The organism is Microbacterium sp. Bi128, assembly GCF_918698205.1.
This window is the reverse complement of record NZ_CAKKMM010000029.1, coordinates 1-23,056: the sequence shown is the minus strand read 5'-3', so window position 1 is coordinate 23,056 and position 23,056 is coordinate 1. Positions and strand designations below refer to the sequence as shown.

The window sequence follows — 23,056 nt, the reverse complement described above, 5'->3', positions numbered from 1 at the left end:
GACGCACAGTGACGACACTCCGCTGGAGACCCGGTGAGTGACGACCAGAAGCCGCCCGCTGAGCCCGCCTCGTCTCGCCCCGACGTTGAGGTCGTGTTCAGGGAGGTCATGGCGACCGAGCACGGTAAGCCGAGGAACCGGCGATGAGTGACGCGAGTACGCCGCCTCCTGCAACTTCACCGGCTCCGGGGTCGGCATCTGCTCGTCCCGATGTGGGGATGGTGTTCGAGACTCTACTGGCCTCGGGCGACCTGGCAACTAAGGAACAACCGTGAGCGACGACACTCCGCCTCCGCCTCCTCCACCTCCCGCGCGACCGGACGTCGAAAAGGTATTCAAGCGGCTGACCGAGAACGACCAAAAGCCGCAACCACGAGGAGACGACTCTCACTCTGACTGATGCCGGGTTCCCCCTCGGTGGGCGTCCTGACCGCAACGAAGCGCGTGGTGCGCGGTGCGTTAGGTGACTTGCCAGAACTATTCGCACGGCGGTGCCGTGGAGGATTTCTCCACGCTGGTTGAGTGCAGCCTGCCGTACCAACTCGTCGCTGATTCCCATTCGCCGGGCGTCGCGCACATCACTCCGCCTTACAGCCGGGAATACCTAAAAGAGTTTCGGATGCTCTGCGCGAAGTACTGCCCCACACTGCCCGCGCCCAGGAGCTCTTGGTGAGCAGCGGACGGAACGTCAAAGTACTGATACAAAGACCCATCCTTGAACTCGACTTCAAGCGTCATGCTCTGTTCGTCGTACCCAACTGAGTTCAAGTTCGAGCTCGAAACAGAAGTGCGTTCCATGTGACTAGTCCTTTTCCGTGTTGTCGATGCCTGCGCGGATTACGCGGCGACTATGGGGCGTCAGGTGCCGCCACGCCCAGGCGACATCCGCATAGTCTTGTGGAACTCGTGGCGCATCCCAACCGCCCGGAAGTATCCTGCCGACCACCTCTGGATCAGCGCTATCGGGACGGCCAGCTTTGGACGACTCAATGACCACTCTTGTGGGTAGCTTCACGATGTCGCCAGTGATGATGGCTTCGCCGGTGCGAAGTACCGGGACAGCATCGAATAGGCCGGAGAGATTGTCCGGAAGGCTTGCGCGCACTAGTGCCCGATCCGAGGTGTTGCTGAGCCGAAGAACCACAAACGAGCCGATCTGCGACAAAACAGTGGATCTAATTTCGCTCGGTCGTTGACTGACGATCATTGTGCCAACTCCGAATTTCCGCCCTTCCTTCACGATCCTCTCCACGATCTCTCCCGCGGCGTCCTTGCTATCGTTCAGGTAGCGATGGGCTTCTTCGAGCACGATCAGTAGCGGCCGCTCGCGGCCTCCTTCGGAGAGCTTTCTCGCCCAGATCAAGGCCTCGTAGAGTAGGCGCAGCAGGACGCTGACAATCCTCTGGAGCACTTGGTTCGGGACGCCGGAGAGGTCAGCGATCACGATGGGCGCCTTTGCGCCGAGCCAAGTCTCTAGGAAGTCGCCCAGATCGCTGGCCACTTCTCCGCTCGGATCAACATCCCAGATGCCCGGTCTGAACAAGAAGTTGTAGCGAGGATCACGGAGCTTTGCTCCGAGGGAGTTGGTCTGGCGTCGAAGGTTTACCGCTGCGCCGCTCAGGAAGATTTTACTCGGTACCGTCGGCTCATAAGAGGGCGGCGAGACAGTTTCCGCATCCCCGATGAGAGGAGCCCCGGACTCGTCCTTCGCGTATGCACGGGTCGTGTCCGTTTGTGCGTTCGATTGAACCGTATGGGTGGCGAAGTGCATCTCATGGAGCGTCAGCCATAGCTGACGTACGCTGAACGGAATTGGCGTGTCTGCGGTCACCCCATTTGGGTTCAATCCGAGGTCAGGCCGCTTTTTCGCATAGGCCCTCTTGGCTTCGGTCACCATCTGCTGGACCGTCGTTGCGGAGTTGTCATCCACCGTGCCGAGTGCGAGGTATAGGAAATCCTCGAAGGGCAATGCCCAATAGGGCAGGCAGAGTTGCTCCTGATTGCCGTCGGTCATCGTAAGTTCATCCGCATCAACTTGAAGCCGGAGGGCGGACTCTCCGAATGCGTGGCCGTACTCGCCGTGCACATCAATCACGAGAACCCGTGATGAGGGGAATCTGTCGGAAGCGGAGAGTCCCTGGAGTATGGCTGCGACGGTAGTTGACTTGCCGCTGCCGGTGCTGCCGACAACGGCGGTGTGCCTGTTCACGAGCTTCGTCACATCTACGAGCGCTGGCAAGTGGGGTGCGTTCGCCACATGGCCGATCCGTAGCGACTTGGCTTCGTCATCCACTCGATACAGAAGGCTGAGGTCATTCGCGGTCACCAGAACTACGCGATCACCGATTGACGGGTAGCGGGCAACTCCGCGCTCAAACGAACCGTCGCGGTGTGCTTCGCCGAGCAGTTCAAGACGCAGCCAGGGGCGCCCAGGGACTGCACCGTCTACTGCTTCATCATCGTGCGCGGTCGATCCGACTTGAACCACGATCGCGAAGAGGTCAACGAGACCCAGAGGGATTCTGACGTACGCCCCAACTTGGCCGACAAAGTAAGCATGGCCTTTTGAGAAGGTGAGCCCAGGGGCCGCTTCTGGACGTATGGCGGCGGTGATCGTGTCGCCTTGCACATTCGTAACATCGGCAATGTGAGTCGGATCAGCCATGCTGCTCCACCTCAACCTCGATGCGTACGGAGTTTCCGGTCAAGTTCCGCAGGAAGGAGCCAAACGCCGCGAAATCTCCGAGGTCACAGACTTCCACTTCCTCGCCGTCGTTGTCCTCGCGCGCAGCCCAAGCACCCGTGATTCCGCCAACAACTGCAGCATCTTGCGCGAGAAGCGCAAGGTTGGGGAGCCCTGATGCCAGGGTTGTTGCCTCCGGGTAATCATCCAAGGAACCGTAGAGAGTGGCGTGGACGCTCGCGGTGGGATTCGCGCGGAGGGACTGGTCTATGACTTCGTTGATGTGTTGGTCTCGGTAGGAGAATCCGCAACTCACGAGAATCGCCCCAGGTTTGCGCAAGAACGCCTTTAGCCTGTCCATCATGGCGAGATAGGGAAGGCGTCGACTCTGGTCGTACTTCAAGTGACTCGGGTAAACGAGCGCGGAAGCAGTGTCATCCGCCTGGGCTGCGCGTCGAATCACGTTTCCGGATTCGTCTTGAGTCCAGTTGATGGAACCATGCAGCTTCCACAGCAACGTCCATCGTGCTGGTAAGTCGTCTTCCTCGATCGCTTGAAGATCGAAGACGGGTTCATGGGAGCCCATAAACCCGTCGAAGTACGCAACACGTTGGCGTTCCAGTGCCTGTTCCATTAGAAGGTCATAGTTGGTCGTGAACACCTGGGTTGGTGAGAGCCTTCGCACTGCACGAATCCATAGCGCCAGAGACAGATACGGATTATCGCTCTGCGGCAGGTCGACGTTGACGCGCTCCCTGACGACCCGGCATATTGCGGCGTCCAGCTTTTCAAGCGTTACTTTCTCGATTCCACGAATCGGCGTCACGCCAGGAAGGCTGGCTAGGGCCCGAACGTAGTTCAAGATCGCCTCAAGGTTCCCGCGGTCACTCTCATCAAGATGACCTATCAAGGCTTCTACCGAAGGACGGTAGTCGCTACTCACATCGCTGAGAACAAAGGCTGTGAGAGCCTCTAAACCCGGAACAAGCGGAGCGTCGGCGACCCGGATCGACATTGGGGCACCCGCCCCAAGAAGTATCCCGATCGGCTTCTTCTCTTGTTCAAGGGCTGCTCGCAGGTAGTCGAGCTGTTGCGCTAGGGGGTGGGTCTTCGTCAAGGTCTGGTCTCCTGCGTCGAGATAGGTGAGAGTGCTGGCTAGACCAGGCGGAGAGTCGGACGCTCGTCTGCGTCGCCGAGCATGCGGCGGATTTGGGCTGGTTTCCAAGCAAGCTCCTGAGCCAAGGATGCGATGGTGACGCCGCTTGCTTCGGCCAGTTCGACGGCGCGGCGAAGGAGCGAAGGAACTTCGCCGGGAAACTGGTAGACGGGCTGGGTTGCGATCACGCCTTGCTCTGAGAGCTGGTTCAGCCGGATGTATGCGCGACGAGCGGTGGCGTCGGACAGCAGACCGACCTCCCTGCATCTGTAGACGAGGGACTTGATAGATACCCCCCATTGTTCGCTCAACTGGTTCAGCTTTCGAAAGTCGATCCGTCGCGGGAGTAGGTCATGGATCACCAAGCTTGGTGTCAGGAACTCGGCGGCGAATCGGTCTGCTTCTCGTTCCAACGCAGGGTCACCGCCGGCGAGTTCGCCGTGCATGACGAGGTGTCCGAGTTCGTGTGCAGCGGTGAAGCGGTGTCGGTAGATATCGTTTGCGCGGTCGGGTGACAGGACAATGATCGGTCGCGACAACGAAAGTGTGGAGAACGCGTCGATGCGGGCAACTTCGTTCTCGGCAAAGGGGACCAAGACTGCGACGATGCCCTGATTCTCGATGGTGCGCACGAGATGCGGGATCGGCTCCGCACCCAGCCCCCATGCCTTGCGTAGTGCCCGTGCTGCCGCTATCGGGTCGGTTGGGAATGCGCCTGGTTCTATCTCGCCGCCAACGAAACCGGGTAGGTTCACGGACGGCAGGCGGACGTGCTTCTCGACTGCATGCACCAGTTCCCACAGTTGCTCCGTGTAGGACACTGCCTTGGCGCGCTGTTTCGCCGTTGTGGCACGAAGGCTCCGGAAGAAAGCATCGGCTGTCTCGAGCCGAGCTAGCGGGCGCCCCGCGGCGAAGAATTCCCGAGGAACGTCAAGTTCTCGCGCTAGAAGTGGGATGAGTTCCGCGCGGGGTGGTGTGGCGCCGGATTCATATTGTCCGATCGCGGCGGCCGAGACGCCTAGTGGGTCTGCGAGACTCTGCTTCGTACGCAACGCGAGTTGTCGAGCTTGCCGCAGACGGTCACCATCGAAGGTCTTAGCGATGTCGAGATCAGTGAGGGACGCGACCGGTCTGCTCGAATCATGGGAGATCATCTGATGCACCCTCAGTTCCCGTTTCAGGGGCGCGCTCGGCCTCGACGTCAGTGCTCGGCAGTCCGCCCGGCTTCAGAAGCGTCAGGTCGCTCTCAGGAAGCGGCGCGTCATCGAATCGTGCAGAGGCAGGCTCGCCAAGGCCGACCAGGGCGGCGCCTTCCCCTGCAAGCAGGTGCAGCGACAACTCCTCGCGGTAGTGCCAGGTGACGAGCCCGGATGATTCAAGATTCGCCTCGCCGACGTAGACGTGCTGGAGCCCGCCGCGGGCGGACACGTCGTAGGCGACGAGGGAGACTCGCGTGGCGGAGCCGAAGGAGCCATCCATGACAGCGGCGTCGAGGTCGCCCTCCAATTCCAGCTCGAACTCCAACTGTTCCTGCATGCTGCGGCTAGCTTCGCCTTCGAGGGAGAACACTCGGCGACGGAAATCCGAGCGGCCCAGTCTGATTCGATCGGCACCCGCCGAACCGCGACCACACTTGGCCGGAAAGATCAAGGTGCCATCGAAAACCACCAGGTCGTAGCGGCTGCCTGTCGGTCGGATCACCTCACGCCCAGGCAGGAACGCCAAGTGAGCCGATACTTCCTCGGGCAAGATCACCCAGAACGAGCCGTATGCCTCGTTCGAGGTCAGCTGACTTCCGGACTTGGCATCTAGCGAACGCTCGTGAGCTGCACGACCGGCCTTGGCGAGTGCAAGCATCACGCTTTGGCTGTGCTCTCCGAAGTGACGGATGAACCATGGAGAAGGTTCGGGCAACTCGTTCATCGACGCTCCTGACGCTAGGTGACGTCGCAAGCCTATCGCTGAGGCTTTAGAAAACGGCAGATACCGCTCACCATGACTTTCGACGTGTCGCAATCACAATCCGAACATGGTTGCCGCCCATGGTTTCAGACTGCTGGTCTTCTTCCCCGAGGCCGAAGACTTCCGCCCTGGGCGACCACGGCGTTGCGCACGGTCTTCGGGTCGAGGCCGAGACGTTCGGCGACTTCGTGCAAGCTAAGTCCTTCTATGTACAGGGCTGCCGCACGAGCGCGACCCTCGTCGTTCAGCCCGGGCGTCTTGAGCAAGCCTTCCGAGCGCAGGACGAGTGTCGGGATTGTCCCGCGGTGCACCCCGTACTTTGCAGCGATCGCTCGAACCGGATTCCCGGCCTCATAGTCTGCGACCAACTCCAGCCGACGTTCGTGCGTCAATCGAGTTTGAGACTTCGCCGGATTCTTCGCGACCGCGCCCCGCGTATCCTGTCTCTCTACAGTCCGACCACGCGACCCGCGCCCCTCGGAGCCTTTGAGAACACGGCGTATCAACGATTTCAGCGCCGGACGCTTGTTTGAGAATCGCTTGGGAAGGTCCACAAAACTTCTCTTACTCGAACAACTTTCCTTGAGGTAAAGGTTGCTCGGGGTGGAGTCCAGAGCGTCAGCGATATCGCTGGCGCTCTTCGTATTGGTCGCCGACCATTCAGAGGCGGCAGCACGGATACCGGCTTCCGCCCAAGAAACTTCACGCGCCGTTAGGTGCGATCGCGCGCGGAGACGGCCATGATATGGACGGAACCCACCATCGAGGAGATCCCGTGCCCGAGCTGCGCCATCGCATCCGCATTTCCGCACCTCTTGACCCGGTGTGGTCAGCCCTGACCACAGCCCAGGGCTTGCAGGCGTGGTGGGCGCCTGACGTCGAAGTGGATGACGTCGGTGGCCACGTCAGCGTCAAGGCCGGTTCGGCCAACTTCGTCTGGAGCGCGAAGAACAACGGCGAGAGCGGGATCGTCGAATGGACCTGCCTCGAGGGCCCGGGCAGTTCTCCCGGATCAGTTGTGACGTTCGCTGTGGCAGCGGACGACGACGATCACACGGTCGTGACACTCGTCCACGAGGGCTGGACAGAGGACGACCCGAACATCGAGGCATGTAACACGCGCTGGGGGGGGACTTCTGCATGCGCTGAAGAACGCCTCGGAGCAGAGTCGGCCCGCGCCCGTTTACCGCTGACCGAACCTCCGAAAGAGCATTCATTATGCCTCAGCAGTCTTTGCCCGAGTTCGTCGATGCCATGGAAGCCGCTGGCCTGCTGGTTCGCGTCACGGATGAAAAACGTGTCGACGAGCTTCCCCAAGTGATGGAAGATCATCCGGAGACGGCCGTTCTGGTCGAGAAGATCACCGGGTGCGAGTTCCAGTTCCTCGCCAACGCCTACTCGAACCAGGATCAGTACGCCTGGGCGATGGGCTGCACGAAGGCCGAGACCGGTCAGAAGATGGTCGCGGCCTCGGAGGGCCGGGTGAAACCGGTCGTGGCCGACACTGCCCCGTGCAAGGAAGTGATTCTCACCGGCGACGACGTGGACCTCACCGTGCTTCCGATGTTCCTGCACCATGAGCGTGACGGACATTCCTATACGGACGACAATCTGGTGATCTCGAAGGATCCGGAGACCGGCGTCTACGACTGGGGCTTCTATCGCTCGATGTACCGCGCCAAGAACGAGCGGGCGTTCGACATGACCTGCACGTCGCACCGCGCACGCATCAACGCGCAGAAGGCCGCCGCGATGGGCAAGAATCTCGAGATCGCTGTGGTCATCGGCGGGCCGATCCTCGACAAACTGGCCGCGCTCAAGGGCTTTCCGCCTGATGTGGACGACTTCGAGGTCTTGGGGAGCTTCTACGGAGAACCGGCGAAGCTCGTCAAGTGCGAGACCATCGACCTGATGGTGCCTGCGAATGCCGAGGTCGTGCTCGAGTGCGAGCTCATGGCCACGGAGGGATGGGTGCACGACGAGGCGCCCTTCGGCGAGTTCACCGGAATGTACGGCGGCGGCCTGAAGCACAACGTACGCGCGATCGTGAAGGCGATCACCTACCGCAAGGGCGGCATCTTCCAGTACGCGACCATTGGCGGGCACCACCCGTGGTTCACCGACAACATGCTCCAGCTGCCTGCGATGGAGGCAGATCTCTTCGGCGCTTTGAAGGACTCCGCGCTCGATGTCCTCGAGGTCCGCGCCGATCCGGGAGGCCTCAGCAACATCGCCTACGCGAAGATCCGTAAGCAGGGCGCCGGTGATGCCAAGCAGGCACTGGCCGTGATGCTGGGCGCGTCGAAGATGGCCATACCGAAGCTCGCCTACGTCTTCGATGAGGACGTCGATATCTGGGATGACCACCAGATCAAGTGGGCGATGGCATTCCGCTTCGACCCGGTGCGCGACACCGTCATCCTGCCGCAGATGAACACCATGACGGTCGATCCGATGATCGCCAAGAATGATCCTCCCGCCACGATCTCGAAGATCGGTTTCGACTGCACCATCCCCTGGGGCGACCAGTGGACGCAGAGCGATTTCCAACGCTCCGCCGCGTATGTGCTCGGTGAGCCCGAGGGTGAGGTCACCGCCATGAGCGAGGACGAGATCACCACAGAGATGGAGTCCTTCATCACAGCGGCTCCGCGCTCGTGGAAGGACATCCTGGAGCACTTCCGGGGTCAGCACTACCGGGACGTGTACCGGGCCTTCAGCACGCTTCGGCCCCGCCTGGGACGCGTCGTGGAGCCGCCGTTCTTCCCGTATACGTTCAACGAGGGCAGCGACTTCGTCGGAGAACTCACGCCTGCACCGCCAGCGCGAGTGGACCGCCTGCACCATGAATCCTGAAGCCGGGACGCGTCCACGGATGATCGTGGGCATCACCGGCGCCACCGGCATCGTCTACGGTGTCCGCGTCCTCGAGGCGCTTCGTGCGATGAATGTGGAGACCCATCTCATCGTGTCGAAGCCGGGCGAGATGACGCGCGCGTACGAGACGGACTTGAGCGCGAAGGACCTGCGCGGCCTTGCCGACTTTGCTTACGCGCCCGGCGACATCGCGGCGCCGATCGCCAGCGGCTCCTTCCGCGTGATGGGGATGATCGTCGCACCCTGCTCCGTGCACACGCTCAGCGAGGTCGCGATCGGATCGGCGGGCACGCTCATGGCCCGCGCGGCCGACGTTGTGCTCAAGGAGCGGCGGAGACTCGTGCTCATGGTCAGGGAGACCCCGTTGCACGCGGTTCACCTGAAGAACATGCTCGCCGTCACCGAGATGGGCGGCATCATCTTCCCGCCCGTCCCCGCGTTCTATACCCGACCCGAGTCGATCGACGAGATCGTGCGACAGAGCGTCGGACGTGCACTGGACCTCTTTGACTTCGACACCGGCAACTTCCCCCGCTGGGGCGGAGTCCAGGACCGAGGTACGTGAGGACACCCGTGTCGGCCCGCTTCCCCCGTGACGTACCGAGGCCACGTCATGCTCGACGGGCAGCCATGGGCACGCACAACGTAGTCGTGCCGACACCCGCCTGGGACAGCCGCACCACCTCCGCGACCTGCCCGTCGGTGTGACGGCGACGAATGAGCCACGTCAACGCATAAGCGCACCGCCATGCCTACGAACGGCGTCCGCCTCATGCGCATCGCACCGCGATACCCTGGAACCCGGCGCAGCCGCCCGTGCGGGCCCCGCCCCACGCTATGAACACCTCCTCACACTCCGCCCTCCAGCACCACGCCCCGGTGCTCATCGTCGGCGACGGCCGCATGGGGAGTGCACTCGCCGCCGCCCTCACTGCGGCAGGCGTGCATGTCACCGGCCCCGCGGGCCGCGGCGAGAACGGCGCGGATGCCGGCATCGTGCTCCTGGCGGTACCGGATGCCGCGATCGCCGACGCCGCGCGGACCATCGCCCCGGGCCGCCTCGTCGGGCACCTCTCGGGCGCGCTCGACCTTTCGGTTCTCGCACCGCATGAGGCGTTCGGCATCCATCCGCTCATGACGGTCACGGGCACCGAGGCCTCCTTCGCGGGGGTGACGGCGGCCCTCGCCGGGACCACCCCGCACGCCCATGCCGTCGCCGAAGCGCTCGCGGACGTACTCGGGATGACCGGTGTCACGGTCCACGACCACGACCGGGCGGCGTACCACGCGGCCGCATCGATCGCCGCGAACTTCCTCGTCACTCTCGAGGGGATGGCCGAAGACCTCGCCGCGACCGCGGGCGTCGACCGCGACGCCCTCGTCCCGCTCGTGCGCGCCGCCGTCGAGAACTGGGCGGAGCGCGGGGCGGCATCCGCTCTCACCGGCCCCGTCTCGCGCGGCGACACGGCGACCGTCGCACGCCAGCGCGCGGCCATCGCCGAACGACTCCCCGACCGCCTGGCGCTCTTCGACGCCCTCGTCGACGCCACACACGACCTCGCCGCGACGCAGCGCGCGGATCTGAGGGCCTCATGATGCCCCGGATCGTGCGGACGGTCGCCGAGTTGCGCGACGTGCTCGCCCCGAGCCGCGCCGACAGCGTCGGGTTCGTGCCGACCATGGGTGCTCTCCACGAGGGGCACCTCTCCCTCCTGCGCGCGGCGCGGAGCGACAACGGCACCGTCGTCCTCTCGATCTTCGTCAACCCCACGCAGTTCGGCGAGTCCGCCGACCTCGACGCCTACCCGCGCACCGAGGCCGGCGACGTCACCCTCGCCGCCGAAGCGGGCGTCGATGTCGTCTTCGCTCCGTCGGTGTCCGAGATGTATCCGACGGGGTTCGCCACGACGGTGTCGGTCGGCGGAGCCATCACCGGCACGCTCGAGGGCGCGGAGCGCGGGCGCTCGCACTTCGACGGCGTCGCCACGGTCGTCGCCAAGCTGCTGCTCGCGGTCCAGCCCGACCGCGCCTACTTCGGAGCGAAGGACGCCCAGCAGGTCGTCGTCGTCCGCCGCATGGTGGCCGATCTCGGCATCCCGGTCGAGATCATCACACGCCCCACGTCCCGCGACGCGGACGGCCTCGCGCGCTCCAGCCGCAACACGCGCCTCTCCGCCGACGACCGTGCGCTCGCGACAGCGATTCCGCGCGGACTCAGGGCCGCGCAGGATGCCTTCGCCCGTGGCATCCGGGATCCTCAGCTCCTCACGGATACTGTGCGCAACGAACTCACCGCGGTAGACCTCGACCCCGAGTACGTCGAGATCGTGGATGCCGACAGCCTCGAGCCGATCGCGGAGATCGAGCGCCCCACGCTGCTCGCGCTCGCGGTGCGCGTGGGGCAGGTGCGCCTCATCGACAACGTGGCGCTGGTGCCCGGGGTCGACGATCGCATCGTCCTGAACCCGGCCGAGAGGAGCCACGCATGATGGGTCCGAAGGTCACGCTGCGGCGGCTCCGCGAGCTCGCCGACGCCGGAACGCCGATCGTCATGGTCACCGCCTACGACTTCGTGTCGGGGCGCGTCGCCGAACGCGCGGGCGTCGACATGGTGCTGGTCGGCGACTCCGGCGCTCAGGTGGTGCTCGGCCTGCCCGACACGACCTCGGTGACGCTCGACGAGATGCTGATGCTCGCCAAGGCCGTCCGCCGGGCGGTGCACACCCCGCTCATCGTGTGCGACCTGCCGTTCGGCACCACCGAGCTGAGCGACGCGCAGGCGATCGCGACGTCGGTGCGGTTCGTGCAGGAAGCCGGCGCCGACGCGGTCAAGCTCGAGGGCGCGAATCCCGCACGGCTCTCGCGACTGCGGGCGATCGTCGACGCCGGCATCCCCGTCGTCGGTCACGTCGGCCTCACCCCGCAGACGGCGACGGCCCTCGGCGGCCTCCGCGCGCAGGGCCGCACGGCCGAGGACGCGATCCGAGTCGCGCGCGACGCGGTGGCCGTTCAGGATGCCGGAGCGTTCGCGGTCGTCATCGAAGCTGTTCCCGCCGACGTGGTGGAGGAGATCCGGCGGGCGCTGCGCATCCCGGTCATCGGTATCGGGGCGGGTGCCGCAGACGGGCAGGTGCTCGTGCAGCACGACCTCCTCGGAATCACCGAAGGACGGGCGCCCGTGTTCGTGAAGCGCTACGCCGCCGTCGGCGACGCGATGGTCGAGGCCGTCAAGGCGTACGCGCGCGAGGTGCGTGAGGGCGAGTTCCCCGCGGCCGAGCACGTGTACCCGGCGTCGGACGAGGTCGCGGCGGCGGTGCGGGAGTTCGTGGAGGGGCAGAGCCGCTAGCTCAGCTCCCGCTCTTCGCCCAGCCACCCGGCACCGCGATGTTGAACATCCAGGACACACCCCACGGGTCGACGACTTCGCCGTACAGATCGCCCCACACTTGCTTCTCGAGGGCCTGGACGACCTCGGATCCACGCTCGACGAAGCGATCGTAGAATCCCGTCACGCGATCGATCTCGTCGCTCATGAATGCCGCCTGGATGCGGTTCTTCCCCCATCCCTCGGCCGGTTCTCCGAAGGCATCCGCCCCCATCACCGTAAACCCCTCGGCGCGGAGCTCCGAGTGCATCACCCCGTCCGCGGGCTGGTCGGCCATTCCGAAGTCGGCGAAGGTCGAGATCGTCAGCTCGCCACCGAAGACGGACTGATAGAAGGTCATCGCCTCGCGGGCGTGACCGGCGAACGACACATAGGCGACGAGCGAGGTGGGCATCACGGCATCCTTCGACGAGAGCGACTGTTCACGCTCACCGTAGACCCCGCCGCCCGCCGGAAGAAGAGGAGATCCGCTCGGCGCAGGGATCGCAGAGCCGCGCTGAGGACTTCATGAGCGTCCGGCCGGGCCGTTGACGTCGTCCCCGCCCCACCGGCATCCCCAGCGGTGGCACAGGGGCGGTCGGTACCCGGCCTAAACTCCCAGGCGTGATGACATGGACCACCGTGCAACTCGTGGCGACGATCATCGTGGGCGCCTCGTTCCTCGTCAGCGGAATCCTCAAGCTTCGCGAGACGGACAGCACCCGGGCGACGCTCTCGGCCCTCCGTCTGCCGTCGTTCCTTCAGCGCGGGTGGATCGCCCGGTCCTATCCGGTCGCCGAGATCGTCCTCGGGGCTGCCCTGCTCGCGGTTCCCGCGCCCCTGTGGTGGGCGGTGGCGGTGGCCGCCCTCGTCCTCATGTCCGTGCTCACGCTCCTCGTCGTCCGTGTCGTGCGATCCGGCGAGGATGTCGCGTGCAACTGCTTCGGATCCACCCAGCGGATCAGCGGCCGAACCGTGCTCCGCAACGTCGTCCTCACGGTTCTCACGGTGCTCATGGTGGTTTCCGAACCGTTCACGGCATCCCCGGTCGCGGAGGCGCTGCGCACCCGTCCGGATGTGCTGTTCGCCGTCGCGCTCGCGGTGGTGACGTCGGCCGCCGTGACGGTCGTGATCACGATGGGTCCTCCGCGACCGCGCGATGTCGACACCTACGAGGACCGGCCGCTCGTCGTCCCGGACGTGACCGTGCGGGACGGCTCCGGCTCGCCCGTGCCGCTTCCCGCGCTCACCGCGGAGAGCGCCGTGTTGTTGATCCACGTCAAGTCCGGGTGCAGCCCATGCGCGACGGTCATCGAGGCCTTCTCCGACGGGGCGCTGATCGGCGAGCGCGTACGCGTGCGTCTGCTCGAGCGCGCCCCCGCGGACGGCGCTCCCCTCGTTCCGGGGCGGCTGTGGGACGACGGCGGGGAAGCCGCGCGGGTCTTGGCGATGGCATCCACACCGTCGGCCCTTCTGCTCGCCGCCGACGGCACGATCCCGGCCGACCCCGTACGCGGGAGCGAAGCGATCTTCGAACTCGTCCAGGCCATCGAAGAGGCCGTCGCCGCACTCCGGCCTCGCGGTCTCGGGGATGTCGACCTGTGAACTAATCATCGTGTAGACATTCCCCCCGCCCGATCCCCCGTCTCCCTAGCGTCTCGGTACCGGCCGACCTCGGCCGCTGGAGACGCATCCCTGGGGGACAACATGGTGAACGAATCGTCCGGCCTCGACCGCCGCACAGTACTGAAGGGAGCCGCGTGGTCGGCACCGGTCCTTGCGATGGCCGTGGCCTCACCGATGGCTTCCGCGTCCGGACCGACATGCCCCCCGTGTCTCACCGCGGGTGTGCTCGGCGGCATCACGACCCAGGCCGTGGTCGTCGGGAACAAGGGCTCGCTGGCCTTCGTCGGCGCTCTCGGGCTGGACTCCCGCGGCTGTGACGTCACGCTGTTCCGGCCGCTGTACACGGTGCTCCCCACCGAAGCGACTCTGACGATGAGCGACAACAGCACGCACACCGCGACGGGACTCACCGCCGGCGTCGGCACGTTCGGGCAGCTCGGCGCGCTTCCGGGGACCCTGTTGTTCAACAACATCAGCTTCGGGAGCGGCACCTACGTGCTCAACAGCAACCCGGTGCGCCCGACGTCCCTCACCGTGAAAGCCAACGTCGTCCTCATCGGACTTCCGTCGCTGATCGAGATCACGTGCCCGGTGACGCTCACGTACAACTTCAGCGTCTGGGGTGTCGGCGTCGTCACGCCGTCGTTCCTGGGTGGCGCCGGAACGATCAACTTCACGGGGACCGCTACCGCGGCCTGAGCCCGGGAGCCCAGCGGGCACGGGCAGTACTTCGCGTCACCAATTCGCGCCACAAAGAGGCGCAGGTCGTGCCAAACGAACATCGCAGACGTACGGGCGCGAAGATTCTCGACACCGGCGAATGCCCCTCGCCCCGACTCGAAGAGTCACGGAGCAGGGGCATTCGCCGTCTATTTCACGTTCCGGGGGCGATGATGAATCTGACGACACGGGAATGCACGACGCGGACGCAGAAGCGACACAATGCGGTGAATGCGAGGGGCGGCGAGCTCGCGATTGAACGGACGTCCGCCGCGGACTCACGACGCGGCTTGCTGGCACCGGCCGCCATCGGGTGATCGTGCGTACCCGCACGCATCGCGGTCAGGCGGCCATCCACCCGTCGTCGATGAGCCGTGCCCTCAACTCGTCCCGGTTGGCGGCGCCGAGCGCACGGCGCGCGCGCTGCAAGTTCGTCCGGACCGACGTCACCGGCACACCGAGCGACCGGGCGATCCACTCCGACGACGGTGCGCCGTGTCCCGCGAACAGACAGGCAACCTGCAACTGCCGGTCCGAGAGATGGACGTCGCGCAGCTCCGGCGGTCCGGCGAGCCGTCCCGCATCGTCGGCGCGGACCCCTGCGACCGCCGCCAGCAGATCGTCGAGATCGTCGGACCGGGTGAGAACGGCCGCGGCCCCCGTGTGGATCAGACGCGCACGGTGGATCGGTGCCGGGTCGTCCGCGACGACGACCGGGCGTGCTCCGGCAGCCCGTAGCGCGCGCACCTTCAAGACCGTCGGGACGTGGTCGACGAGCTCGGCCCGGACGGCGACCACGTGCGCAACCGCATCGATGCGCGCGGCATACTCCGCCCAGGACGGCGCGACCTCGCGCAGTTGGATCGACGCACGTCCGAAAGCGACCGCCGCCCGCAGAGCGGGTCCCAGCGCGAGGAGATCGTCGATCACGTCGACGCTCGGTGCTTCTCCCACTTCTGCAGACACCACGGCGCGAGCGTAACAGCGATGTCGCGCCTCGACCGTCCCCCCGACGCGACCGTGTGGGCAGCCACCTCGAGCCGCATGGCGGGTTCACTCATGGCGGAGTACCTCTCCGCCAGCCTGCGACGCACGGTCGTCACCGGCCCGCCGGAAGAGCTCCGCTCGGCTCGCGTGACCGTGCTGCTGTCCGCGGTGGAGGAGCCGAGCACGCTGCCTCGCGTCTTGCGTGCGCTCACGGCCGGCCGCTCGCGCGTCATCCTGAGCTACGACGGAACTTCCCGCGCCGGCGAGATCCTGGACACGGCGGAGCGCTTCGGCGTCTGGTCCGTGTTCGACGCTCGCGAGGACGTGCGCGGGTTGGTCGACCTCATCCGGCGCGGCCTGTCGACGGCACCCTCCTCGCGACACGCGTCGTCATCCGCTCTCTCCCATTGGCGTCTCCCCGCCCCCACGGACAGGCACGGGCTGACACCACGAGAGCGCGACGTCATCCGCCTGCTGTGCGCGGAGGAGCCCCTCGACACCGCCCGCGCCGCCCGAGAACTCGGGATCAGCGTCCACACGATCAACGTCCACCTCGGCAACGTGCGACGGAAACTCGAAGGCCGCTACACCGGGAACAGGCGGGCGCTGCGGGACGCATTGATCGACGTCGGGTGGTTGGAGTGCTGACGAGCGGTCCACACGCGTCCACCACTTACAACAGCCAAGTAAACGGGAAGTGCTTTGCGAGCTAAGAATGTCCGGTCACGTACTGTCGAAGCTGGTGATGACATGCTGGATCGAGCAAAACAGACCTTCTACACGGACGACATCGCCGTCCGCCGACTGGATGGCGGTCCCCCGCACCCGGGCCATCTCACGATCCGTCACACCGAGGTCTACCGGTTGAGGTCCGTGCAGTCCGCGTCGGTCACCCACCTCGAACCGCACCTGGGCGACGTGTTCCTCCTCGGCTCGCTCGCGCATCGGATGGAGATCAGAGCCCGAGGCGAGCACGTCACGATCGACCCCACAGAGCTCGTCATCGTCCGTGATCCCGAGGTCGTGATCTCCGCTGAGGTCCCCACCGACCTTGTGCTGGCGGTCTCTCAGTCGACGGTCATCCGCGGCATGGGCCTCATCCCCGATGTCGGCCCGGTCCTCACCCGGATTCCGGTGAACCGAATGCTCGCCGCGCCGCTCAACAGCGCTCTCATCCAGGCGTTCGACCTCGTCGATGCCGGCAGCGGCGCTCTGGATGCGAGAGTCATCGACTTCCTCCACCTCATGTCGCGGGGATTGATCCAGTTGCCGCACGACACGCAGACGTCGGAAGGCGCGGGGGTGTCGGTGGCCGGTCGCGCGCGCACGCTGATCGCCGCCGCTCACACCTCCCCCGCGACCAACCCCACGACGATCGCCGATGCCCTCGGCGTGCCGCTGAGAACCCTGCAACGGGCGTTCGCCGCACAGGGAACCTCAGTGGCTCGCGAACTGCGGGCGGCGCGGGGCCGCACCGCGCACGCGTTGCTGACCGCCGGTTCCACCGCGGGACACAGTGCTTCCCGCGTCGCACGCAACTCCGGATTCGGCAGTACCGCCAGCATGCGACGTGCGCTGCGGGAGCTCGCCGCGTCGATCGGTGAGGATGACGAACCACTCTCGCCCGGCACCGACTGACGCGCGACGGGATCCGTTCGCCCACTCGCTCCGAATATCCTCCGACGGCGTACCGCGTGCGTCGTCGACGACGAGAGGGATGCCATGACCACCGAGACCGAGACCCGCACCGACGAGTCCTCCACCGTGCGTCGCCCGCACGGCTGGCTCTGGGCATCCCTGGCCGGCCTGGTGTCGGCCGCGGCTCTGCTGGCGGTCGCCGAGCTGTTCGCGGTCCTCGTCGCACGGTCGGCGAGTCCGGTGCTCGCGGTCGGATCCGTCATCGTCGACATCGTGCCGCGACCGCTCAAGGAACTCGCGATCACCGTCTTCGGCGAATCCGACAAGATCGCCCTCCTCGCCGGCGTCGGCCTCGGAGCCGCGGTCGCGGCCGCGATCGCCGGCGTGCTGGAGTACCGTTTCCGCTTCGTCGGTGCGGTCATGCTCGGCATCGGCGGGGTCCTGGCCACCGCCGCGATCGTGACACGCGCCGGCGCCGGCGCGCTCGCCTGGCTCCCGCCGGTGCTCGGCACCGTCGCGGGCGTCGTCCTGCTCCTGATCCTGGCCCGCCGTCTGCGCCGTTGGGTGGCCGCGGCTGCCGCCGACGAGGCCACCGCGGCGGGCGTGAGCCGGCGTGGGTTCTTCCTCGTGTCCGGCATCGCCGCCGCCACCGCGGTCGTCGTCGGTGTCGGCGCACGCGTCGTCAACGCCGCGACCGCCTCGGTCGCCGCTGCTCGAGACGCGCTGCGCCTCCCCACGGCGCGGACCACCGTCACCGTTCCCGACGGTGCCTCGCTCGAGGTGCCCGGCCTCGCGCCGATCATCACGCCCAACGCCGACTTCTACCGCGTCGACACCGCCCTCACCGTGCCGAACGTCGACCCGTCGACGTGGCGGCTGAGCATCGACGGCATGGTCGACCAGCCGATCGAGCTGTCGTTCGACGACCTCGTCAACATGGGTCTCGACGAGTACGGCGTCACCCTCACCTGCGTCTCGAACGAGGTGGGCGGCGGTCTCGTCGGCAACGCGATCTGGACCGGCATCCCCATCCGCGACGTGCTGCGCTTGGCCGCTCCGCAGGCCGATGCCGACATGGTGCTGTCCGAGAGCGTCGACGGGTACACGGCATCCACTCCCCTCTCGTCGCTCACCGACGACGGACTGGATGCCATCTTCGCGGTGGCCATGAACGGGGAACCGCTGCCGTTCGAGCACGGCTTCCCGGTGCGCATGGTCGTCCCGGGGCTGTACGGCTACGTCTCGGCGACGAAGTGGGTCACGAAGCTGACCGTCACGCGCTTCGACAAGGACGAGGCGTACTGGACGCCCCGCGGGTACTCGGCCGAGGCGCCGATCAAGATGTCCTCACGCGTGGACACTCCCAAGCTCGGTACGCCCGTCTCGGCGGGCCGCGTCCCGATCGCGGGAATGGCGTGGGCACAGCCCGTGGGCATCGAGCGCGTCGAAGTGAGCATCGACGACGGTGACTGGCAGTCGGCGACGCTGTCGACGCCGATCAACGACCAGTCGTGGGTGCAGTGGATGGTGGAGTGGGACGCGCAGCCGGGCTCGCACTACATCACGGTCCGTGCTGTCGACAAGCAGGGCAACGTCCAGATCCAGGAGCAGGCGGCGATCGCCCCGAACGGCAGCAGCGGCTGGCAGCGCACTCTCGTGACCGTCCGCTGAGGGGCGAGCGTGTGCGCGGTGAACGCCCCCTGTCAAGCGCTGTTTCCGGCCACCGGGAGGGGGCATGATCAACTCATGCCTTCAGCAAGCATCCCGATGCGCACCGGCACGCCCGCATGAGCGTCCTCCGGGACGACACGTCGTCGCCGACAGCCGATGAGCCCCTTGCCGACCACGCACGACCGATCGCGAGCATGCGCCGCGTCCTGCCGCCGGATTGGGATGGGCAGGTCGATCAGTTCGCGATCGTGAAGCTCGACGGGGGCGGCGTCGTGCGCGGGTGGAACCTCGGTGCCGAGCTCATCAAGGGCTACACCGCGGACGAGATCGTGGGCCAGCACTTCTCCCGGTTCTATCGCGCGGAGGACCAGCACCGCGGACTACCTGATCAACTGCTCGCCGCCGCCCAACGCGACGGGCACGTCGAGGACACGGGCTGGCGCGTCCGCAAGGACGGCAGCGAGTTCTGGGCCCGCGTAACGATCTCGGCCATCCGCAGCGACTCCGGCCAAGTGCTCGGTTTCGTCAAGATCGTGCGCGACCTCACGAGTGAGAAGCAGGCCGCCGACGAGCAGGCCGCACTGCAGCGCACGTTCGCGCACGACCTCCTCTCGCCGGTGACCGCGCTGCGCGGGTACATCGATCTGCTCGCCGACGAGCTCCCCGCCGATCACCGCCTCATCCGGCTGGCCGAAGAGGCCGGCGATCACCTGGTCGCCATGGCGCAAGCGCTCCTGACCGAGTCGAACTCCCCGGTCGAGCGCGGCCGCCGAGGCGTGACGCTCGACCTCGTCGTCCGCGGTGCGGTCGCGCTCGTCCTCCCGGGCGATGCCCCGGATCGCGCCGTCTACGGACAGATGGACGCCGTACCCGTGGTGGGCGACGTGCTCGGACTCCGTCGTGCAGTGGCGAACGTGCTCGAGAATGCGGCGAAGTACTCCGACGATGTCATCCGCATCCAGGTCTATGAGACCGACGAGGGCGCGACCGTGTCGGTGAGCGACCGGGGGCGCGGCATCCATCCAGACGACCTGGGGGCGGTGCTCGACGAGGGCAAGCGCGGTCGTCTCGCCGACCCGAGGGACGGCGGCAGCGGCATCGGCCTGGCCAGTGTCCGCCAGATCGTGCAGGACCACGGCGGTACCGTGCGGATCTCCAGCGAACTCGGCGTCGGCACGACCGTGACGCTGACGATCCCCCGTGCCGACGGCGAGGTCAGTTGGAGCGAGTGAGACGTGCTCCGGCCGCTTCGATCTCGACGAGCGCCGCGGCGCTGGAGTCCGGGTGGACCCCGGCGACCAGGTCGGTGAGCACGCGCACCGTGCGGCCAGACCCGAGCGCGTCGAGCGCCGACGCCCGGACGCAATAGTCGGTGGCGATGCCGACCACGTCGATGTCACGGATGCCATGTTCGTCGAGGATGTCGTCGGCCGTGAGGCCGTCGTCGGTCACACCCTCGAACAGCGAATACGCGGGCTTTCCCTGCCCCTTCTTGAGGTGATGCGTGACGCGCCGGGTGTCGAAGACCTCGTCGTAGTCGGCACCGTACGTGCCGCCCACGCAGTGGACGGGCCACGTATCGACGAAGTCCGGGGCGGTCGAGAAATGCCCGCCGTTGTCGTCGTCGCCGTGGTGCCAGTCGCGCGAGGCGACCACCACGGCGTAGTCGTCGGCGTGCGCATCGAGGTAGCGCGAGATGCGCTCGGCGACCTCGTCGCCGCCGACCACACCGAGCGCCCCGCGCTCGGTGAAGTCGTTCTGAACGTCGACGATGAACAGTGCCCGGCTCATGAGTCGAGCCTACGCGCGGCCGCGGGCCGGGCGGCATCCCTTCTCCACAGCTTCGACGGCCACCAGATCGCCGGCCCGATGTCATACGCCAGCGCGGGCACGAGGAGCGAGCGGACCACGAAGGTGTCCAGCAGCACGCCGAAGGCGACGATGAACGCGATCTGGGCGAGGAAGAGGATCGGGATGACGCCGAGTGCGGCGAAGGTGGCCGCCAGCACCAACCCCGCCGACGTGATCACGCCGCCGGTCGCGACGAGTCCGCGCAGGATGCCCGACCTCGTGCCGTGGGCGAGCGACTCTTCGCGCACGCGCGACATGAGGAAGATGTTGTAGTCGACCCCGAGCGCGACGAGGAAGACGAACCCGTAGAGCGGCACGGACGGATCGGCGCCGGGGAAATCGAAGACGCCGTCGAACACGAGCGCGCTCACGCCCAGCGCGGCGCCGAACGAGACGATCACCGTACCGATGAGCAAGAGCGGCGCGACGACCGATCGCAGGAGCGCCATCAGGATCAGCAGGATCACGACGAGCACGATCGGGATGATGAGCGTCCGGTCGCGGATCGAGGTGTCGATCGAATCGATGTCGGTGGCCGTGACCCCGCCCACCAGGGCCGTCCCCGCACCGACCCGGTCGGCGAGGTCGACGCGGAGCTGCCGCACGGCGTCGTCGGCCGCCGCGGAATCAGCGGTCGCGGAGAGTGTGGCCGCGAGCATGACCTGACCGTCGGACACGGTCGGTGCGGGGGCCGGCGTTCCGGGCGGGCCGAACGCGGTCGTCTGCAGCGATCCGTCGGCGGCGGTGACGGGGGCTTGGCCGCCGGGGGCGTCCGAGGCCAGCACGGCGACCGACTCGATACCGGATGCCGCGTCGAGCACCGCCACGGCATCGGCCGCGGACGACTCATCGACCAGCACGTACACCGGGCTCCCCGAACCGCCGGGGAAGTGCTCGGCGAGTACCTGCTGGCCGTCGCGGGCCTCGGAGGCCCCGAGCACGAGATCGCTGGAGGGGACGCCGTCGGCGCGGAGCTGCGTGAGGCCCGCGCACGCGGCGAGCAGCACGACGGTGCACACGATCCAGACCGGCCGTGCGCGCCGGGCGACGAGTCGCGCCTGCCGCGGCCACAGGCCCTTCACCGGCTGCGTGAGGTCGTCGGGCACGGCACCCGCTCCGGGCTTCGGGAAGAACGGCCAGAACGCCGCGCGTCCGACCAGGGCGAGCAGCGCGGGCAAGAAGGTCAGGGCCGACAGCACCGCGAACGCGATGCCGATGGAGGCGATGGGTCCCAGCGCGCGGTTGTTCGCCAGGTCGGACAGCAACAGGCAGAGCAGCCCGGCGATCACGGTGCCGCCCGACGCGAGGATCGGCTCCACCGCTCCGCGCCACGCCGTGACCGTGGCATCCCACCGTCGACGGCCCTCGCCGATCGCCTCGCGGAAACGCGCGGTGTAGAGAAGGGCGTAGTCGGTCGCGGCGCCGATGACCAGGATGAACAAGATGCCCTGCACCTGTCCGTTGAGCACCACGATCTGGGCGTAGGCCAGCCACCACACCGTCAGCAGCGCGACGCACAGCGCGAACACCGAGGTCAGCAGAACGAGGATCGGCAGCAGGGGCGAGCGGTAGACGACGATGAGGATGACGAACACCGCCGCCAGCGCGACGATGAGCAGAAGCCCGTCGATGCCGAGGAAGCCCTTGACCAGGTCGGCGGTGAAGCCTGCCGGTCCCGTGACCCAGGCGTCGACACCGGCGGGGGCATCGGCGGAGACGAGCTCGCGCACCTTCTCGACGACTTCGCGCACCTCGCCGGACGCGTCGATCGGTACGAAGATCTGCACCGCCTGACCGTCGTCCGAGACCACGGGCGGGCTCGTCTCGCCGCGGATGCCGTCGAGCGCGGCGATGTCGGCGGTGAGCGCCTGCAGGCCGGTGAGCTGCGTCTCGGAGAGCGCAGATCCGTCCGCCGTCTGGGCCACCACGATCGCGGGGATCGCGTCGGCGCCGACGAAGTCGGGGAGCCGCTCGCTCACCCGGGTGGCATCCGCCGACTGCGGGAGGAACGACGACTGGTCGTTGGTGGCGACCTGGTCGACCTTGCCGAAGTACGGTCCGCCGATCGACCCGCCCACGACCCAGATCAGCACGAGCAGGCTCGGGATGCCGATGCGGAGCCACCGCGACACCGGAGGCGAGGGGCGCGTCGCGCCGCGTCGGGAGTGCATCGTGGAGCGGGACACGGGTTCATCGGGCATATCGCTAGATTATCTAGCAATATGCCGATCGCGCTACCTCAGCCTCGCGCGAACAGGAGCACGATCGACACGGCGAACGCCACGACCCCGAGACCGAGCACGCCGGTCGCCAGCAGAGCGACGAAGCGCACGAGAGGCGACGATCGGGTGAGGCGCATGCGGTGCAGCGAGCCCCGCCGATAGAAGACGTCGGTCATGTCGGCGGCCCCGACGCGCTCGTCGTCGTGGGGCGAGAGCGCAGCCTCGTTGACTCCCCCGTCCTCGTCGAACCACCGCACGGCGCGACGATCCCCGAGGTCTTCGACGACCGCGCGCACGGG

The 23,056-nt window shown here is 66.6% G+C and carries 22 protein-coding genes; 12 read left to right on the top strand and 10 right to left on the bottom strand.

The window, feature by feature from the left end; genetic code table 11:
• Positions 1 to 588: 588 nt before the first annotated feature.
• Genes LQV45_RS35860 through LQV45_RS04355 form a run of 5 tightly spaced genes read right to left on the bottom strand, consistent with a single transcriptional unit; the run spans position 589 to position 5,762 of the window.
• The gene (locus LQV45_RS35860) at positions 589 to 798 is read right to left on the bottom strand and encodes a KTSC domain-containing protein (protein WP_344678984.1); all 210 of its coding nucleotides are present in this window, start codon (positions 796 to 798) and stop codon (positions 589 to 591) included.
• 4 nt (positions 799 to 802) lie between these two features.
• The gene (locus tag LQV45_RS04370) at positions 803 to 2,665 is read right to left on the bottom strand and encodes an ATP-binding protein (protein WP_230005923.1); all 1,863 of its coding nucleotides are present in this window, start codon (positions 2,663 to 2,665) and stop codon (positions 803 to 805) included.
• On the bottom strand, positions 2,658 to 3,800 hold the full coding sequence (locus tag LQV45_RS04365; RefSeq protein ID WP_230005922.1) for an SIR2 family protein: 1,143 nt from the start codon (positions 3,798 to 3,800) through the stop codon (positions 2,658 to 2,660). The genes LQV45_RS04370 and LQV45_RS04365 overlap by 8 nt, the downstream gene beginning before the upstream one ends.
• A 38-nt stretch (positions 3,801 to 3,838) precedes the next feature.
• Positions 3,839 to 4,993, bottom strand: a complete 1,155-nt coding sequence (locus tag LQV45_RS04360; RefSeq protein ID WP_230005921.1) for an ImmA/IrrE family metallo-endopeptidase — start codon at positions 4,991 to 4,993, stop codon at positions 3,839 to 3,841.
• Positions 4,980 to 5,762, bottom strand: coding sequence for a hypothetical protein (locus LQV45_RS04355; protein ID WP_230005920.1), 783 nt, complete (start codon positions 5,760 to 5,762; stop codon positions 4,980 to 4,982). The genes LQV45_RS04360 and LQV45_RS04355 overlap by 14 nt, the downstream gene beginning before the upstream one ends.
• Before the next feature lie 814 nt (positions 5,763 to 6,576).
• On the opposite strand from LQV45_RS04355, the gene LQV45_RS04350 reads away from it, so the two are divergent.
• The 6 genes from LQV45_RS04350 to panB all read left to right on the top strand — a co-directional run bounded on the left by LQV45_RS04350 (position 6,577) and on the right by panB (position 12,024).
• The gene (locus LQV45_RS04350) at positions 6,577 to 7,122 is read left to right on the top strand and encodes an SRPBCC domain-containing protein (RefSeq protein ID WP_230005919.1); all 546 of its coding nucleotides are present in this window, start codon (positions 6,577 to 6,579) and stop codon (positions 7,120 to 7,122) included.
• Positions 7,020 to 8,657, top strand: a complete 1,638-nt coding sequence (locus LQV45_RS04345) for a UbiD family decarboxylase (RefSeq protein ID WP_230005918.1) — start codon at positions 7,020 to 7,022, stop codon at positions 8,655 to 8,657. Before LQV45_RS04350 ends, LQV45_RS04345 begins: the two co-directional genes overlap by 103 nt.
• Positions 8,647 to 9,243 carry a UbiX family flavin prenyltransferase gene (locus tag LQV45_RS04340; protein ID WP_230005917.1) on the top strand — a complete coding sequence of 199 codons (597 nt, stop codon included), beginning with the start codon at positions 8,647 to 8,649 and terminating at the stop codon, positions 9,241 to 9,243. The genes LQV45_RS04345 and LQV45_RS04340 overlap by 11 nt, the downstream gene beginning before the upstream one ends.
• Positions 9,244 to 9,515: 272 nt before the next feature.
• Complete coding sequence (locus LQV45_RS04335) at positions 9,516 to 10,274, top strand: DUF2520 domain-containing protein (RefSeq protein ID WP_230005916.1); 759 nt, start codon at positions 9,516 to 9,518, stop codon at positions 10,272 to 10,274.
• Positions 10,271 to 11,167, top strand: coding sequence for a pantoate--beta-alanine ligase (panC, locus tag LQV45_RS04330; protein WP_230005915.1), 897 nt, complete (start codon positions 10,271 to 10,273; stop codon positions 11,165 to 11,167). The genes LQV45_RS04335 and panC overlap by 4 nt, the downstream gene beginning before the upstream one ends.
• Complete coding sequence (gene panB / locus LQV45_RS04325; RefSeq protein WP_230005914.1) at positions 11,164 to 12,024, top strand: 3-methyl-2-oxobutanoate hydroxymethyltransferase; 861 nt, start codon at positions 11,164 to 11,166, stop codon at positions 12,022 to 12,024. Before panC ends, panB begins: the two co-directional genes overlap by 4 nt.
• 1 nt (position 12,025) lies before the next feature.
• Here the strand turns inward: panB and LQV45_RS04320 are convergent, their stop codons facing one another.
• Positions 12,026 to 12,457: a glyoxalase/bleomycin resistance/extradiol dioxygenase family protein gene (locus LQV45_RS04320; RefSeq protein WP_230005913.1), complete on the bottom strand. Its 432-nt coding sequence runs from the start codon at positions 12,455 to 12,457 to the stop codon at positions 12,026 to 12,028.
• 212 nt (positions 12,458 to 12,669) lie between these two features.
• On the opposite strand from LQV45_RS04320, the gene LQV45_RS04315 reads away from it, so the two are divergent.
• The gene (locus LQV45_RS04315; RefSeq protein ID WP_230005925.1) at positions 12,670 to 13,647 is read left to right on the top strand and encodes a MauE/DoxX family redox-associated membrane protein; all 978 of its coding nucleotides are present in this window, start codon (positions 12,670 to 12,672) and stop codon (positions 13,645 to 13,647) included.
• Positions 13,648 to 13,749: 102 nt separating this feature from the next.
• Positions 13,750 to 14,367 (top strand): hypothetical protein, encoded by a 618-nt coding sequence (locus tag LQV45_RS04310; RefSeq protein WP_230005912.1) that lies wholly within the window; start codon positions 13,750 to 13,752, stop codon positions 14,365 to 14,367.
• A gap of 363 nt (positions 14,368 to 14,730) precedes the next feature.
• On the opposite strand, the gene LQV45_RS04305 is transcribed toward LQV45_RS04310, so the two are convergent.
• Positions 14,731 to 15,357: a hypothetical protein gene (locus LQV45_RS04305; protein ID WP_230005911.1), complete on the bottom strand. Its 627-nt coding sequence runs from the start codon at positions 15,355 to 15,357 to the stop codon at positions 14,731 to 14,733.
• Between the two features lie 18 nt (positions 15,358 to 15,375).
• On the opposite strand from LQV45_RS04305, the gene LQV45_RS04300 reads away from it, so the two are divergent.
• From LQV45_RS04300 to LQV45_RS04285, 4 genes are all read left to right on the top strand, one after another.
• Positions 15,376 to 16,023: a LuxR C-terminal-related transcriptional regulator gene (locus LQV45_RS04300; protein WP_230005910.1), complete on the top strand. Its 648-nt coding sequence runs from the start codon at positions 15,376 to 15,378 to the stop codon at positions 16,021 to 16,023.
• Positions 16,024 to 16,125: 102 nt separating this feature from the next.
• Positions 16,126 to 17,013, top strand: coding sequence for a helix-turn-helix domain-containing protein (locus tag LQV45_RS04295; RefSeq protein WP_230005909.1), 888 nt, complete (start codon positions 16,126 to 16,128; stop codon positions 17,011 to 17,013).
• Positions 17,014 to 17,097: 84 nt separating this feature from the next.
• Positions 17,098 to 18,684 (top strand): molybdopterin-dependent oxidoreductase, encoded by a 1,587-nt coding sequence (locus LQV45_RS04290; RefSeq protein ID WP_230005908.1) that lies wholly within the window; start codon positions 17,098 to 17,100, stop codon positions 18,682 to 18,684.
• A 116-nt stretch (positions 18,685 to 18,800) separates the two neighbouring features.
• Positions 18,801 to 19,916: a HAMP domain-containing sensor histidine kinase gene (locus LQV45_RS04285; RefSeq protein WP_230005907.1), complete on the top strand. Its 1,116-nt coding sequence runs from the start codon at positions 18,801 to 18,803 to the stop codon at positions 19,914 to 19,916.
• Here LQV45_RS04285 and LQV45_RS04280 read toward each other — a convergent pair.
• The 3 genes from LQV45_RS04280 to LQV45_RS04270 all read right to left on the bottom strand — a co-directional run.
• On the bottom strand, positions 19,900 to 20,475 hold the full coding sequence (locus LQV45_RS04280; RefSeq protein WP_230005906.1) for an isochorismatase family protein: 576 nt from the start codon (positions 20,473 to 20,475) through the stop codon (positions 19,900 to 19,902). The genes LQV45_RS04285 and LQV45_RS04280 overlap by 17 nt on opposite strands.
• Positions 20,472 to 22,706, bottom strand: coding sequence for an efflux RND transporter permease subunit (locus LQV45_RS04275; RefSeq protein WP_230005924.1), 2,235 nt, complete (start codon positions 22,704 to 22,706; stop codon positions 20,472 to 20,474). The genes LQV45_RS04280 and LQV45_RS04275 overlap by 4 nt, the downstream gene beginning before the upstream one ends.
• A 68-nt stretch (positions 22,707 to 22,774) precedes the next feature.
• Positions 22,775 to 23,056: hypothetical protein (locus tag LQV45_RS04270; protein WP_230005905.1), on the bottom strand; the 282-nt coding region annotated here is incomplete at its 5' end.